Here is a 15,119-nt window from a genome sequence, read left to right as displayed (position 1 = left end):
GGAATACTCAACACCAGATGGATGTGGTCAGGCATGGCATGACCCTCGATAAGTTCAACTTCCTTCTGCCGACATAACTGACGGATGATTTTGCCAACTTCTCCTCGAAGCCTGCCGTAAAGAACCTTCTTACGGTATTTCGGCACGATCACAACATGATATTTGCACTCCCATTTTACATGGGCTAAACTTTGCCACTCTCGCATGGCAGTTCCTCCTGTTGATTGCCTTTAGGGGCTTTCCTCAGGAGGAACTATCGCTGGAACGGCAGAGCCTTTTCAAGTCTCACCGGCAGAGCCGGTGGTTTACTGAAAACCTTCAATTAGTCAATGTGCATTAACAACTGAATAAATGAATAATTTTTCCAGCCATAAGATATCTTATCTTTAGCTTACATGCGAATTGCACTCCTGCAGTACCAGCTGCTCGCCCCACCCTGCAACCATCTGCTGCAGTCTTTCAAGCCTGCCCTCTACACGTAAGAACGGATCAACAGTGCTGCGGAACTGGTGAGTTACACTACTTGACCTCACCAGTTCCGCACTCTGCTCTGCAGCTTTGCCGCTACCTTTTACGCAGGTAATTGCATCGTACAGGTCAAACGGCGCCTTCAGATCCATCCCCACCCAGTCTAGGTGCGGCAGACAGGCAGCTAAGCGCTCCGGGTACGGCCCGCCGGTATGCAGGCCGGTCAGAAATCCCATCTGCCGTACTGTTGCAATAGCCTGTGCCAGATTTGGCTGCAATGTTGGCTCACCACCGCTAAACACCACAGCATCCAGCAGGCCACGGCGTTGTTCAAGAAACCTGCTGACCTCCTGCCACGACACGGTTTCAGGCTGGCTGGCATCCAGCAGATGCTGGTTATGGCAGTAGCCACAACGCCAGGCGCAGCCCTGACAGAAGATGACGGCAGACAGCTTGCCGGGATAATCAATGGTGGTGAATGGCGTCAGGCCGCCGATGGTGAGCATGGTTATTTAACTCGCAAGAACGATCATAACCGCGCTTCAAGGGCCTTTCGAGCCAGGTCCGGGGTAACATCAGCCTGCTCTCCCAGTGCGGTTAAGCCGTGCGCCTGCAGTTGCTCCAACACAGCCGGAATACACTCTTGCGTAAGGCCATACCCGGTAAGGCGGGTGGGTACCTGCATCAGTTCAAAGAAGGCGCTGGTCTTTTCAATGGCTGCATCAATCCGTTCTGCGTCGCTACCACTGGTGATACCCCAGACCCGCTCAGCATACTGGAGCAGTTTCTGCTGTTTCTGCTCTGCGCGCACCTTCATCATCCCCGGCAGCAGGATGGCCAGGGTCTGCGCATGATCCAGGCCATAGAGCGCGGTCAGTTCATGGCCCACCATATGGGTGGCCCAGTCTTGGGGAACACCGGCCCCGATCAGCCCGTTAAGCCCCAGAGTAGCGCACCACATCAGGTTTGCACGGACATCGTAGTTTTCCGGCTGGGCCAGCACTTTGGGGCCTTCTTCCAGCAGGGTCAGCAGCAGTCCTTCGGCAAAACGGTCCTGCACCTTGCCATCAACGGGATAGGTCAGATACTGCTCCATAATATGCACAAAGGTATCCACCACGCCGTTACTGGTCTGTCCAGGTGGTAGACTGAAGGTGGTCACCGGATCAAGTATCGAGAACTGCGGAAAGACAAGCGGGCTGGAAAATACCAGCTTTGCCTTAAGGGAACGCCGGGAGATCACGCTGCCGTCGTTCATCTCAGACCCGGTACCGGGCAGGGTCAGTACACAAGCAAACGGCACTGCCTGCTTGATGCTTTTGCCCCAGGAGGTCAGGATCTCCATCGGATCACCCTGAAACGGGATGGCAGCGGCCATGAATTTCACACCATCTGCAACAGATCCGCCCCCTGCGGCCAGCAGGTAATCTACCCCCTGGGCGCGTGCCAGCTCAACACCCTGCATCAGGGTGTCGTAGTCGGGGTTCGGTTCCACACCGCCAAACTCGATCAGGCTGTACCCCTCAAGGGCCTGTCTGATCTGATCATAGACGCCATTCTGCTTGATGCTGCCGCCGCCGTAAACCAGCATCAGCCGGGCTTCTTTCGGAATTTCCCTGGCTAACGCCTTGATGCGGTCTTTGCCAAAAATAATTTTGGTTGGATTGTGGAGTACGAAATTTTGCATCAGGTATGTTCTCCTTTGCATCTGAGATGATAACAGCTAGGGGCAGCCATGAACTTGCCTATGGCACATTCTTGTTCAAAAGTATATCTTTCAACCTTTCAACAGAGCAACATCAACTTTTGGGGATTAAAGATGATTGTCGTCATATCGGGCGCTTCAAGCGGTATCGGTCTTGCCCTTGCGCGTCACTACCTGAAATGCGGGGCTACCGTGGCTGCCTTTGCACGACGTGGCGAACTGCTGGAGGAACTTGCTGCGGAATATCCCGGCAAGGTAACTCCTTATATTCTTGATGTGCGTGATGCTGCTGCCATTCATGCTGCGGCAGATGACCTGATCAGCCGGATAGGTCTGCCGGATATCATTATTGCCAATGCCGGGGTGAGTCGCGGCACACTTACCGAATATGCCGAGGATCTGGATGTCTTCCAGCAGGTGATGGATATCAACGTGCTGGGGATGGCCAAGACCTTTCAACCTTTTATCGCGCTGTTAAGCAGAGCGGGCAAAGGCAGACTGGTGGGCATCGCCAGTGTTGCCGGGTTCCGGGGGCTGCCTGGCTCTGAGGCGTATTCAGCCTCCAAGGCGGCAGCTATCTCATATCTGGAAAGTCTCCGCGTTGAACTACGCAGCAGTGGTATCAAGGTGGTAACCATTGCGCCCGGCTATATCAGATCACCGATGACCGACATCAACAGCTATCCCATGCCCTTTCTTGTTGAGGCGGATGATGCGGCAGCACGGATGGCACGCGTCATAGACAAAGGCAGCTCCTTTGCTGTGGTTCCCTGGCAGATGGGAGTAATTGGCTGGCTATTGAAACGCCTGCCAAACTGGCTGTATGACCGGATTTTCAGTAAGGCGCCGCGTAAGTCACGCAGCGCCAGAATGTAGCTGGCCTGATGCCTTGATCAGGTCAGTGATGTTGGACATGCAACTTCCTTGAAGAAGGTACGCTCGGCATACTCGGATTTTTTGCCGGTGTTAAATGATGCCACCGGACGGTGGTAGCCCATCACGCGGGTCCAAACCTCGCAAGCCTGGCGTTGTTCCTGTGGGATTGCTGTTTTCTGTTGCTTTGAGTGCATGTTGTATTCCTTTCTAGTGCTTGGATTGACTGCGCGAGATTTCTTCATCGCACAACGGACAGAAATGGTGTTCACCGCTTAAATAGCCATGCTTGGGACAGATTGAAAAGGTTGGCGTCACCGTGACATAGGGCAGCCGGAACCGTTCCAGCGAGCGTTTGACCAGCTGCTTGCAGGCATCCACACTGGAGACCTGCTCCCCCAGATACAGGTGCAGCACGGTGCCGCCGGTGTATTTGCGCTGTAGCTCTTCCTGACGTTGTAGTGCCTCAAACGGATCATCGGTAAACCCCACCGGAAGTTGGGATGAGTTGGTGTAGTACGGCGCCTCCGGGCTGCCTGCCTGCAGAATCGCAGGAAAGCGCTTTTTGTCCTCCCGTGCAAAGCGGTAGGTGGTGCCTTCTGCCGGGGTGGCCTCCAGGTTGTACATAGAGCCGGTCTGTTCCTGAAACTGCACCATCCGCCCCCGCAGGTGATCCATCAGCCGCACCGCCAGGCCGTGACCCGCCGGGCTGGTGATATCCTCCTGATCAGCCGTAAAGTTACGGATCATCTCATTAACCCCGTTGACGCCGATGGTGGAGAAGTGGTTGCGCAGGGTGCCCAGGTAGCGTTTGGTGTAGGGAAACAGGCCGTTATCCATATGACGCTGGATCACCTTGCGCTTGATCTCCAGGCTGGTGCGGCTGATCTCCAGCAGCTGATCCAGCCGTTGCAGCAGCCCTGCCTCATCCCCCTGGTGCAGATACCCCAAGCGGGCGCAGTTGATGGTCACCACCCCCAGGGAGCCGGTCTGCTCGGCAGAACCAAACAGGCCGTTACCACGTTTCAGTAGCTCACGCAGATCCAGCTGCAGGCGGCAGCACATGGAGCGGACCATGTTGGGGGTCAGCTCGGAATTAACAAAGTTCTGGAAGTACGGCAGGCCGTAGCGGGCGGTCATGGTAAACAGCAGTTCCGCGTTCTCGCTCTCCCAGGGGAAATCCGGAGTAATGTTGTAGGTGGGGATCGGAAAGGTAAAAACCCTGCCCTTGGCATCGCCAGCGGTCATGACTTCAATATAGACCTTGTTGATCAGATCCATCTCAGCCTGCAGATCGCCATATCTAAACGGCATTTCCTCACCGGCAATCACCGGCACCTGCTGTTTCAGGTCATCCGGGCAGGTCCAGTCAAAGGTCAGGTTGGTGAAGGGGGTCTGAGTGCCCCAGCGAGACGGCACGTTCAGGTTAAAGATCAGTTCCTGCATCTGCTGCCTGACATCCTCGTAGGTCAGTGAATCCTTGCGGATGAACGGCGCCAGATAGGTATCAAAGGAGCTGAAGGCCTGGGCCCCGGCCCATTCATTCTGCAGGGTGCCCAGAAAATTGACGATCTGCCCCACTGCGCTGGAAAGATGCCTGGGCGGTCCAGCCTCCACCTTGCCCGGCACACCATTAAACCCCTCGGTCAGCAGCATCCGTAGTGACCAGCCAGCACAGTAACCGGCCAGCATGTCCAGATCATGGATATGCACGCTGCCGTCACGGTGGGCCTCCCCTACCTCTGGCGGATAGACCTGAGAGAGCCAGTAGTTGGCAATCACCTTGCCGGACAGGTTCAGGATCAGGCCCCCCAGGGAGTAGCCCTGGTTGGCGTTGGCGCTGACCCGCCAATCGCTTTGATCAAGGTATTCGTTGACTGAGGCGGTTACATCCACCACGGTCTTGCGATCCTGGCGCAGACGGCTGCGCTGTTCGCGGTAGACTGCATAGGCCCGTAGGGTGGCAAAATGGTTGGCAGAGATCAGCGCCTGCTCCACCACATCCTGGATCTGCTCAATGGTGGGTGATTCCTGGGGAAAACGATGGCGCAGCACCTTCAGTACCTGGCTGGTGATCAGGTTTGCCTCATCATCGCCAAATTCTGCGGTGGCCTTACCTGCCCGCTGGATGGCGGACTTGATGCGGGATGCCTCAAAGGGGGCGCGTTCGCCGTCACGCTTGATGACGGAAACCGGTGCAGCTGTGGTCTGTTGCATGGTATGACTCCTTTGACTTCAGCTTTACAAAATATGATAAAAAGCCATGATGATAGAACGCGGATGACGCGGATTGAGCGGATTTACGCTGATTTCAATCTGCCAGTAAGAATCAGCGCAAATCCGCCAGAATCAGATTTGATCCGCGTGCCATTGCCTTTGACTTTTCTTTTTTTGATTTTCCTCTGCGTCCTCTGCGGTAAAAACGGTTTTATGTTTCAGAAACTAAAAAAGTCCGCAGCTGCCTTACGCAGCATGCGGACTTTCCGTGTTTAAAGTCGCCTGATCTCGTGTCAACTCCCAGTCCCCGGAGAGTTTCATGATGTAAGATCAAGGCAGGTCTTCTGACTTGCGAATCATCCTCCAGGCACCTTCCCGGCCATTATAGCCAGTGGTTGTGTTGCCCTTTGTCATCGCTTACAGCGGCGGGTCCGTGGAGGAGTTTCACCTCACTTCCCTATCAAGCCCTTGCGGGCACCGTTGATCGTATATTCTGCTTCCGCCAACCAACAACGGAATATGTAGTGGCAAGCCTTCTACCACAACACAAGATATAGAGTCAAGATCAAGTTTCAAACAGGTGGGCTGCAAACACCAACTGATCAGGCTTACCCATTACCAGCACAATATCATCCACCTCAAACTGCCAGACCGGATCAGGGTTAGAGCTGACCTCATCGCCACGCTTGATCACCAATACGGTTGCACCGCAACGATCACGCAGCAGACCATCCCGCAGCTGGGTGCCTGCGATATCTGAACCGGCCTGTACCCTGAAGGTGGCAAGCTCCACCCCGGAAAGGTAGCCGGAAATGCCGGTGGCGTGACTGTGACGACGACTGACAGTTCTAAACATCTGGTAAGAATCACGACGAATCTCTGCAATACAATGATCGATCTGGTCATGGGGAATCATGTAGGTACGCAGCACCCGTGAGAAGATTTCAACCGAGGTTTCAAACTCCTCTGGCACCACATCATTGACCCCCAACTGGAAAAGCGGCTCCATCTCCGCCACATAGCGGGTACGGACAATCAGGTGGATACTGGGACGCATCAGGCGGACCTGGGCCGCCACCCGACGGGTGGCAGTGGCGTCAGAGATCGCAATGACGACAATCCGCGCCTTCTCAATCAGGGCATGGGACAGAATTTCAGGTTTAGAAGCGTCACCGAAGATGATTCTGGTGCCTTTTTTACGTTCAGCCTTAACCGTGTGATGATTGCTTTCAATGGCAATGTAGCGGATACCGTTGCCGTTTAAGACCCGGGCCAGGTTTTTGCCATTGACGCCAAAACCGACTATCACCACATGATCATCCATGGGGAAACGGTCGTGACTGGTACCTGTTGTTCGTGTTCCACGCTTAAAGGAGGTGGGCAACCAGGTTGCAACCCGGTTAGCAAGCGGCTCTGCAAACTTAAGTGAAAACGGAGTTAATGCCATGGTGGCCACAGAGGCAGCCAGAAAAAGTTGATATTGTTCACTGTTCAGCAAACCAAATTTCTGGCCGGCATGGGAAAGCACAAAGGCAAATTCACCCACCTGGGCCAACAGCAGGCCACTGATCAGGGCAGGTTTCGGTGGAAACCTTAGAACAAAGGCTGCACCGGAAGCCACCAGCCATTTAATCAACACGATGGCAAGCACAATCAAGAGCACGGCAAGCGGATTACGCAGCACTGCGGCCGGGTCAAGCAACATCCCCACCGAAATAAAGAACAGGCTCATGAAGGCATCACGAAACGGGATGATATCCCCCATCACCTGATGGCTGTATTCTGATTCAGAGATGGCCAGACCGGCAATAAAGGCACCCAATGCCAGAGAAAGCCCAACCTGTGCAGTGAGAAAAGCGGTGCCGAAGCCGACAAAGATAATAGTCAGGATAAACAGCTCGCGGCTCTTGGCCTTGACCACCTGATTAAAGATCCATGGCACGGCAAAACGGGCACCAAAGTGGGAAACCACTACCACCACCAACGCCTTGGCAGAAACAATCACAATCCCGGTCAGACCATCCCCTGCCCCGCCCAAAAACGGGGTAAACAGCATCAACGGCACCACGCAGAGATCCTGAAAAATCAAAATCCCCAGACAGGTCTTGCCGTGGGGAGCATCCATCTCACCGGCATCCATCAGTAGTTTCATCAAAATTGCGGTACTGGAGAGGGAGACTAGAAAACCAAAGAAGGTGGCCTGTTGCCACGGAAAACCCAGCATCAACCCCAGTACTGCCACGGCTCCAATGGTAACCCCAACCTGCAGACCGCCGCCCCACAGCACCAGATGTTTGATCCGAAGTAACTCTTTGAGCGAAAATTCGATCCCGATGGTAAACAGCAGCAGCACCACCCCGATCTCAGCCATCTGCTCAACCTGATGGGTATCCTTGATCAGACCAAGTGCGTAGGGGCCAGCCACAATACCGGTGCAGAGAAACCCGATAATGGAAGGAAGCTTAAACTGGCGGAACAGCACCACAGTTACCAATGCCAGACCAAACAGCAGCACCAGATCTTTTAGTAAACCAAATTCCATACTATCCACCGAAGATTAATAATTAAACAGACAGAAGTCAGGCCCTTGCATACATTTTTGCAATAACTCTTCAAGGGCTTCAGACTTGAGCGGACGACTGAAGAAAAACCCCTGCATCTCATCACAACAATGCTGCTTTAAAAACGCAACCTGATCCTGCCGCTCTACCCCTTCAGCAATCACCGTCAGTTTCAAGCTATGGGCAAGTGCAATGATCGCCTGCACAATAGCTGCTGAATCACCTGACTTTTCAGCCATTTCCAGAACAAATGACTTGTCAATCTTAAGGCGATCCAGGGGGAAATGCTTCAGATAGCTTAGTGAGCTGTAACCGGTGCCAAAATCATCAATCGCCAGGGTAACCCCCATTGCCTTCAGTGCCTTCAGGGTTTCATGGGTGCTGGCGATATTTTCTATCAGCATTCCCTCCGTCAACTCAAGCTCAAGCAGGTGCGCCGGAAGGCCGGACTGTTCCAATGCGGTTCGTACCGTTGCCACCAACCCTGGATTACGAAACTGCTTGGCAGAGAGGTTAACCGCAACCCGCATAGGCGGAAGCCCCCGGCTTATCCACTGTGCTGCCTGAAAACAGGCTTCCTTCAGTGCCCAGGTACCGATCGGAACAATCAGGCCGGTCTCTTCGGCCAACGGAATAAAACGATCAGGGGCTATCACTCCCAAATCAGGATGCTTCCATCGCAGAAGTGCTTCCACCCCTACCATTTCACCTGTTACTAAACGTATCTGAGGTTGATACACCAGATACAGCTCATCCCGTTCCAGGGCGTGGCGCAGATAGCTGCTTAAGGTCAGCAGCTCCAGGGCAGAGGCATGCATATCCGATGAGTAAAAACGGAAGGTATTCCTACCCTGTTCCTTGGCATAGTACATGGCGGTGTCGGCATTTTTGAACAGGGTGTCGACATCGTTACCGTCATGGGGATAGAGCGAGATTCCAATACTGCCACCGCTGTAGATCTCTCGATCAAAAAGTTCAATCGGCTGGGACATGGCTGTCAGCAGTTTGCTGGCCACCTCCATCACCCCTTCACGATCTTCAACTCCCTCCAACAACACGACAAACTCATCCCCGCCAAGCCGGGCTACGGTATCAGATGTCCGCAGACAAGAAGTCAGTCGCTCGGCCACAATCTGCAACAGCAGGTCACCAGAGCCATGGCCCAGGGTATCGTTGACCTCCTTAAAACGATCAAGGTCAATGAACAGCAGTGCCACCTTCTCTTTATGGCGGCCTGCCCTGGTCAACATCTGGTTCAGTCGATCCTTTAACAGTACCCGGTTGGGAAGACCGGTCAGGCTGTCAAAGAAGGCCAGCCGTTCAATCTCCTGGGCTGCAGCCCGGCGCTCGGTAATATCAGTGTAGAGCAGTACCATCCGAAAGATCTTGTTATCAGCACTTTTTAAAGGGGTGCCAACCAGATGGTAGTGACGGCCTTCGTGCATAAAATTGGACTGTTCAACCCGGCGACCAGTGGTCAGAATCTGATCAAGGATGCACTCTTCTCCTTCATGACCACAGATCAGATCGCGCAGGTTTCTGCCCATTACCCCAAGCTGATCAGGAAAAAACGCCCCCAGGCTGTAATAGTTGTAGGCAACCACCTCCATCTGTTCATTCACCACAATAATGCCAGCGCCAACAGAATCAAAGACAGCCTGCAGCTCATCCCTGGTATCACTCAGATCACGGTTGGTCGTATGCAGGTGTTCCAGTACCTGTTCAAAAGCCTCAGTCACAATACCGATCGGGTCCACCGCCAACAGGGTTTCATCATCAAGCTCATCAGGGTTAAGGGGGACCGTACCCATAACCTGCAACAGGCGATCAGTTTTGGTGCGGATATACTGGACAAGCTCCTGGTTCTTGGTCTGCAGCTGACTCAATTCTTTTCCGCAACCAGTGGAGCTGATAGCTGGTAATGGTTTGTTTTCAGGTTCCATCAAGAGATCCTGTCAATGGTAATACGGTAGTATTCCTGTTCTTTTACAACCTCTACACGATACCCCATGGCGCCGATCGATTCACTAATATGGGTGGTTGAGTTACGATTATCGGTCAGAATAACCAGTTTAAGTTCTCCTGATCTGAGCTCTGTTTTATTGGTGTTGGTTTCACGCAGGGCAGTCAACAATGTTGAAGGGCAGATCTGTCCACGCAGGTCAATCTCCTTGCAAACAGGTACATCAGGCATAGCTAAACACTCCTCTCGGGCAGGTTAACGGGGTATCACCAGCCGGGTAAGTAACAGTCCACCCAGCCAGGCACCGGGAAACAGACCGGCCAGAAACAAAAAACTTTGCAGCGCAAAAATCGGCAGACCGCCAAAGAGATGCCAGATATTACAGGCCGGTGCCATACGGGAAGCCAACCCCATGATGATACCCCCCAAGACAGCAGAGATAACCTGACGCCAGGGCAGTTTGATCTGCAGCCGCCATTCTCCCAGCCTGATGGCTGACCAGGCAGAGCCTGCCACGATACCCAAAATCAGTGGAAACTGAACCAGGGCAACGGCATCAAGTCCAAAGCCGGGGCCTCCGCTGATCAGGCCCCCCCCCAATGGCGGGGTGTAGCGTAAAGGAACCAGCTGAAAATAGTTGAGAGAGGCATAATACTCAGGCGCTAGAGGGGCCAGCAGCATGGCACCAAATTTAGCATAAGAGGTGGTAATTCCCAACGGCATCCCCACCAACAGAACTGAGGCGCCTCCTAGTAACGCCAACCCCAATGCTGCCTGCCATGGCTGCAGATAACCATCAACAACACCAGAACGATACAGGCTGCCATCCCTGAACCAGCGCCAGATCAGAGTAACTAAAACCGGTACCAGCAGTAAAACAAGCAGCCAGGAAGGCAGACCAAGCAGCTGCGGTAGCGTCACAGCCTTGGTGGGCAGGGCTAGTGCACGGGAAACATGCGTCCATTGGGGATACAGACCGGCAAAGAGTGTACTGCCGGCCACCAACCCCAGAAAAGCCAGCAAACCGGGAAAACTCCCGGCCCCCAGCCGGTACAGGGTGCCAACCACACAGCCACCGGCCAGCACCATACCTATGCCAAACAGGAAACCACCCAGTAGATTGGTTAGAGAAGGTGGCCCGAAAAAGGGAAACGGAACAGACACAAAACCGGTCAGGCGGATCAGTTCAAACAGCGGCAGGGAGACCGTTATCAACAGCAACAGGGTTTTCAACATGCGGGTAGCACGAAACAGAAACAGATCACGGAACATACCGGCCACACAGTAATCTGAGCGATGCATCAGAAAACCGGCCAATGCCCCCAGCAGAAAACCTCCTGCTATCATGCTCAGATGAATACTGGACACCGTCTCCCCCGTAAAACAGTTCTTGCGTTGACTCTGAAGATACCACCTATCGTTTTAATGGAATCCAGCCTGTCAGACAACCCAAATCGACACAAAAACAACGGACAAAACTATTCATAAAGCCGCGTTAAAAGCAGATTCAGCAACGGTCGTGATCACCGGCGAACACGTATCAGTTACTCACACACATTCAGTAAACAACGCAAACAGAGCAAAACAATCAGCAATCGAGCCTAAATAATTCTTCTGATATCAAACATTTGATTTGCTTCCTGAAAAAATATGCCGTTTTACGGTTGCGCTAGAGCCTATCTGCTAGTACGTTTGTAAAGGTTATCAATGCGAAAAGAGGAGGCTTCTCATGTCATTCTACAAACGGATCTCACTTCGTGCAAAGATCCTGCTACCTCTGATTCCAACCATCTTTGTTATCTTTGTAGCACTGGGATTGTACGCCTCATCAGAGATTAAAGCAGCCCTGAACACTGAAACCAAAAATCAGCTACAGGTTAATATCCGCCTGCTAAGCGACATGATCACCACCATCAACACTGCCACCATCAACAACGCCAATGAGCGTTCAGACTCCCTGATCAAGCTGTGTGGCGGCGTCAGTGGATTTGCCCTGAACACCCAGGCCACGGTCAAGGTAGGCGATCTGGACACCCCGACCCTGACGCTGAACAACACCGTCCAAAACCTGAATGAGGCCAAGGTGGAGGAGTTCAGTAACCTGTTCTCCGGCTCTGTGGCAACCATCTTTGTGCGCAAAGGTAATGACTTTGCCAGAATCACCACCTCTCTAAAAAAAGAGGATGGCAGCAGAGCAATCGGCACCATGCTGGGAGAAACTCATCCAGCCCATAAAAAACTGATGGCAGGAGAGGTGTATCACGGTATCGCCAAACTGTTCGGCAGCTGGTACATGACCAAATACACACCGCTCAAGCAGGGCAACGAGATCATTGGCGCCCTGTTTGTCGGTACCAACATCAACAAGGATGTTGACCAGTTGGTTAAATCGGTCCAGCGGATTAAGGTAGGGAGCACCGGTTATGCCTATGTGCTTGATGCCAAAGGCACTATGCTGATCCACCCGAATAAGGCTGTTGCAGGCAAAAATGTACTTGATATGAAGGACGCCAATGGCAAGCTGTTGTTTAAGGATATGCTGGAGAAGAAGGAAGGCAGCTTCCTGTATGACTGGAAAAATGAAGGCGAAACCACAGCCAGGGAAAAGATCGCCATTTTTACTGCTGACAACCCTTGGAACTGGCTGATTTCAGCTGGCGCTTATTCTGAAGAGTTGTATGAGTCAGCCGTGCGGATTCAGTGGATACTGATGGCAGCTGCAGCAGTTTGTGCAGCACTGCTGGCAGGATTAGTAGTTTTGGTGCTTAAAAAGACGCTTGCTCCGCTGAAAGACACCTCACATGCCATTGAGCAGGTGGCGCAAGGAGATCTGACCGTGCGGCTCAACGTGCAGTCCGGGGATGAAATCGGAAAAATTCAGGATGATGTTAATACCATGGTGGCAAACCTGACCGAAATCATGCGCCAGACATCCGGTACTGCCGGTGAAGTTTCATCATCCGCCACTCAGTTACAGGCAACCTCCGGCAGCATGTCAGAAAATGCAGAACAGGTGGCTCAACAGGTTGGCTCTGTGGCCACAGCCAGTGAAGAGATGTCAGCCACCAGTAATGATATCGCCATGAACTGCCACCAGGCGGTTGAATCAGCAAAGCGGGCCAATGAAACAGCAGAGCGTGGTAAAGCGGTGGTAGGTAATACCGTTGCTGCCATGGGACGCATTGCCGACCGGGCCAGCCATTCTGCCAGTGCTGTAGAATCACTGGGAACCCGTTCTGATCAGATCGGTGCCATTGTTGCCACCATTGAAGACATTGCTGATCAGACCAACCTGTTGGCCCTGAATGCTGCCATTGAGGCGGCCCGAGCCGGTGAAATGGGACGAGGTTTTGCCGTGGTTGCTGATGAAGTACGTGCCCTGGCAGAACGGACCACCCGTGCCACCCATGAGATCAGCGGGATGATTAAGGCGATTCAGACTGAGACCCGTGATGCGGTGAGCGCAATGAGTGCGGCAGTACAGGAAGTTGAGCAGGGAACCAACGACGCGACCAGTTCCGGTGCTGCCCTGGATGATATTCTGGAGGAGATCTCCAATGTCACCATGCAGATCAACCAGATTGCCACCGCAGCAGAAGAGCAGAACGCCACCACCGGCGAGATCACCGCCAACATCACCCGCATCTCGGACACGGTACAGGAGACAAACCGTGGTGCCCACGAGACCGCCACCGCAGCATTACAGCTTTCCGGCCTGGCAACCACCCTGCAGCAACTGGTGGGACGCTTCAAGGTGTAATCAAACATAACCTGAATTACTAACAGGCAGCAGAGATACAAACTCTGCTGCCTGTTTATATCTGACTCAAACTCTGTTCCGCCTCAACCAGCACCCGCCAGAGATCCTCACTCTCCCCCATCCCTACCCGAATGAAAAACGCCGCAATACTCAGATTGGTACGGGCCCGGAACAGTTCCACCTGCCAGAGAAAATCATCTTCCACCGGCGGGCCCTCATCCAGATAGGCCTCCAGAAAAATCGACTCGGGCAGCTGATCCAACAGCCCGGTATGACAGAACAGTTGATTGCGGTACTGAGCCATAAAGGTGCCCACATCAAAGGCTGGCGGCAACATCAGCGAGCTGCCGAAATCAATGGCTGCCACAAAGACGGTATCACGATTATCCTGGATATCCTGGCCAATCATGATGTTCTTGGGATGAAAATCACCATGCCCCTGCACCAGACAGTCATGCCCGCATGACAGATCCTGTTCCGCAGCAATAATCGCCTCGGCCACCTGTCTGGCCCGACCGGTATGACGATGGTTGATTGTTTCAAAACGTGACAGATAGTTTCGTATTCTGGCTTCTTCGCGCTGCCTGAACTCATCCGCTGCTGTTACAGCCAGCCGCGCCTTATGCAGACGGGCCAGCCAGCGTCCAGACAGCTCCAGATACCAGCGTGCATCGTCATGCCCTGCTGCCAACAGCTTGTCATGCAAAGAACGGCCACGAATCCCCTGCTCGATAATGGTCATCCGCTCTGCATCTATCTCTATCGGTCTGGGCACCCGAAAGCGACCTTCTGCAAAACCGGCATCTGCAACCACCGCCATAATCTGCTCGGCCCGCTCAGTACCTTTCCATTTATGATCATCGTACAGGGTACGAATAATGATCCGCTCCCGATTTTCATCCCCTTCCTTGGTGCCAAAGGTCACCTCAGTCACCACAGCATTGGCACCGGAACGGGGGATCTCCTTGAAAAACGGACGACAACGCCCGGCCCGCAGTTCATCGGCCAGCTCCTGGATGGTCTGGACCGGATGATCAAAAATAGTTGGATAAGCACCGGCATACTGCACGCCATGGGTATCAGTGCCACTGATGGCGGTAAAGCGCAGACGATGCCAGTCTGACAGACCACGGCTGTTTTCTGCCACGCCATGATTGGAGCTGAAAATCTCCACACCATGTAACAACGGATTCAGCAACTGCTCGTCAGTCGGATAACGTCCCTTGCGGTAAGCGTGGGCCAATACCAGTGCAGCAGTTGGCCAATCCTGCTGAATCTGTTCCAGCGGGGTACCTTTGGGTATCGCTGCGGTTGCCCCATAGACCAGCAGGTCACCATGTTCTTTTGTGGTGACCTCCTGCGCGCTAAAGATCAGAAAATGGCCCGGCACACCAGCCTGATGACGAACGTCAGTAAGCTCTTGATCAGACCAGATCGCATGGTGATCCGTCAGCACAATCCCCTGCAGACCACGGGCCTGTACCCGACGGATCAACTCAACCACCGGAACAGAGCTGCAGGATGATTTTTCAGCAGTGTGGCAGTGCATCTCTAACAGCATGGCAAAACACC

At 53.3% G+C, this 15,119-nt stretch carries 13 protein-coding genes and 1 riboswitch; of the genes, 3 read left to right on the top strand and 10 right to left on the bottom strand.

Annotated features, from left to right (window positions below):
- From tnpA to B5D39_RS14870, 3 genes are all read right to left on the bottom strand, one after another.
- The coding region (tnpA, locus tag B5D39_RS14880; protein WP_139366797.1) for an IS200/IS605 family transposase at positions 1–206 on the bottom strand (206 nt) is incomplete at its 3' end.
- A gap of 180 nt (positions 207–386) precedes the next feature.
- Complete coding sequence (locus tag B5D39_RS14875; RefSeq protein WP_078791249.1) at positions 387–974, bottom strand: anaerobic ribonucleoside-triphosphate reductase activating protein; 588 nt, start codon at positions 972–974, stop codon at positions 387–389.
- 23 nt (positions 975–997) lie between these two features.
- Positions 998–2,155, bottom strand: coding sequence for an iron-containing alcohol dehydrogenase (locus B5D39_RS14870; protein ID WP_078791248.1), 1,158 nt, complete (start codon positions 2,153–2,155; stop codon positions 998–1,000).
- Positions 2,156–2,287: 132 nt separating this feature from the next.
- On the opposite strand from B5D39_RS14870, the gene B5D39_RS14865 reads away from it, so the two are divergent.
- Complete coding sequence (locus B5D39_RS14865) at positions 2,288–3,049, top strand: SDR family oxidoreductase (RefSeq protein ID WP_208610602.1); 762 nt, start codon at positions 2,288–2,290, stop codon at positions 3,047–3,049.
- Between the two features lie 17 nt (positions 3,050–3,066).
- Here the strand turns inward: B5D39_RS14865 and nrdD are convergent, their stop codons facing one another.
- Together nrdD and B5D39_RS14860 are read right to left on the bottom strand one after the other, a co-directional pair.
- Positions 3,067–3,243 carry an anaerobic ribonucleoside-triphosphate reductase gene (gene nrdD / locus B5D39_RS17415; RefSeq protein ID WP_139366796.1) on the bottom strand — a complete coding sequence of 59 codons (177 nt, stop codon included), beginning with the start codon at positions 3,241–3,243 and terminating at the stop codon, positions 3,067–3,069.
- Between the two features lie 13 nt (positions 3,244–3,256).
- Positions 3,257–5,263 (bottom strand): ribonucleoside triphosphate reductase, encoded by a 2,007-nt coding sequence (locus B5D39_RS14860; protein WP_078791247.1) that lies wholly within the window; start codon positions 5,261–5,263, stop codon positions 3,257–3,259.
- A 3-nt stretch (positions 5,264–5,266) separates the two neighbouring features.
- Between B5D39_RS14860 and B5D39_RS17045 the strand changes: the two genes are divergently transcribed.
- Positions 5,267–5,539 (top strand): hypothetical protein, encoded by a 273-nt coding sequence (locus tag B5D39_RS17045; protein ID WP_161947519.1) that lies wholly within the window; start codon positions 5,267–5,269, stop codon positions 5,537–5,539.
- A gap of 41 nt (positions 5,540–5,580) precedes the next feature.
- A riboswitch (cobalamin riboswitch) is annotated at positions 5,581–5,761 on the bottom strand.
- Between the two features lie 67 nt (positions 5,762–5,828).
- On the opposite strand, the gene B5D39_RS14855 is transcribed toward B5D39_RS17045, so the two are convergent.
- The 4 genes from B5D39_RS14855 to B5D39_RS14840 are packed head-to-tail and all read right to left on the bottom strand — an operon-like array spanning position 5,829 to position 11,134.
- Positions 5,829–7,805: a monovalent cation:proton antiporter family protein gene (locus B5D39_RS14855; protein WP_078791246.1), complete on the bottom strand. Its 1,977-nt coding sequence runs from the start codon at positions 7,803–7,805 to the stop codon at positions 5,829–5,831.
- A gap of 15 nt (positions 7,806–7,820) precedes the next feature.
- Positions 7,821–9,767, bottom strand: coding sequence for a putative bifunctional diguanylate cyclase/phosphodiesterase (locus tag B5D39_RS14850; RefSeq protein WP_078791245.1), 1,947 nt, complete (start codon positions 9,765–9,767; stop codon positions 7,821–7,823).
- Positions 9,767–10,018 carry a sulfurtransferase TusA family protein gene (locus B5D39_RS14845; RefSeq protein ID WP_078791244.1) on the bottom strand — a complete coding sequence of 84 codons (252 nt, stop codon included), beginning with the start codon at positions 10,016–10,018 and terminating at the stop codon, positions 9,767–9,769. The genes B5D39_RS14850 and B5D39_RS14845 overlap by 1 nt, the downstream gene beginning before the upstream one ends.
- A gap of 24 nt (positions 10,019–10,042) precedes the next feature.
- Complete coding sequence (locus B5D39_RS14840) at positions 10,043–11,134, bottom strand: YeeE/YedE family protein (RefSeq protein ID WP_078791254.1); 1,092 nt, start codon at positions 11,132–11,134, stop codon at positions 10,043–10,045.
- A gap of 382 nt (positions 11,135–11,516) precedes the next feature.
- On the opposite strand from B5D39_RS14840, the gene B5D39_RS14835 reads away from it, so the two are divergent.
- Positions 11,517–13,547, top strand: coding sequence for a methyl-accepting chemotaxis protein (locus B5D39_RS14835; RefSeq protein ID WP_078791243.1), 2,031 nt, complete (start codon positions 11,517–11,519; stop codon positions 13,545–13,547).
- A gap of 55 nt (positions 13,548–13,602) precedes the next feature.
- Here the strand turns inward: B5D39_RS14835 and B5D39_RS14830 are convergent, their stop codons facing one another.
- Positions 13,603–15,108 carry a phosphotransferase gene (locus B5D39_RS14830; protein WP_078791242.1) on the bottom strand — a complete coding sequence of 502 codons (1,506 nt, stop codon included), beginning with the start codon at positions 15,106–15,108 and terminating at the stop codon, positions 13,603–13,605.
- Positions 15,109–15,119: the final 11 nt, after the last annotated feature.

The sequence above is a fragment of the Trichlorobacter thiogenes genome, from assembly GCF_900167465.1.
GTDB classification, from domain to species: Bacteria; Desulfobacterota; Desulfuromonadia; order Geobacterales; family Pseudopelobacteraceae; genus Trichlorobacter; species Trichlorobacter thiogenes.
The sequence above is the reverse complement of the archived record's forward strand: the minus strand, read 5'-3'. Positions and strand labels throughout refer to the sequence as shown.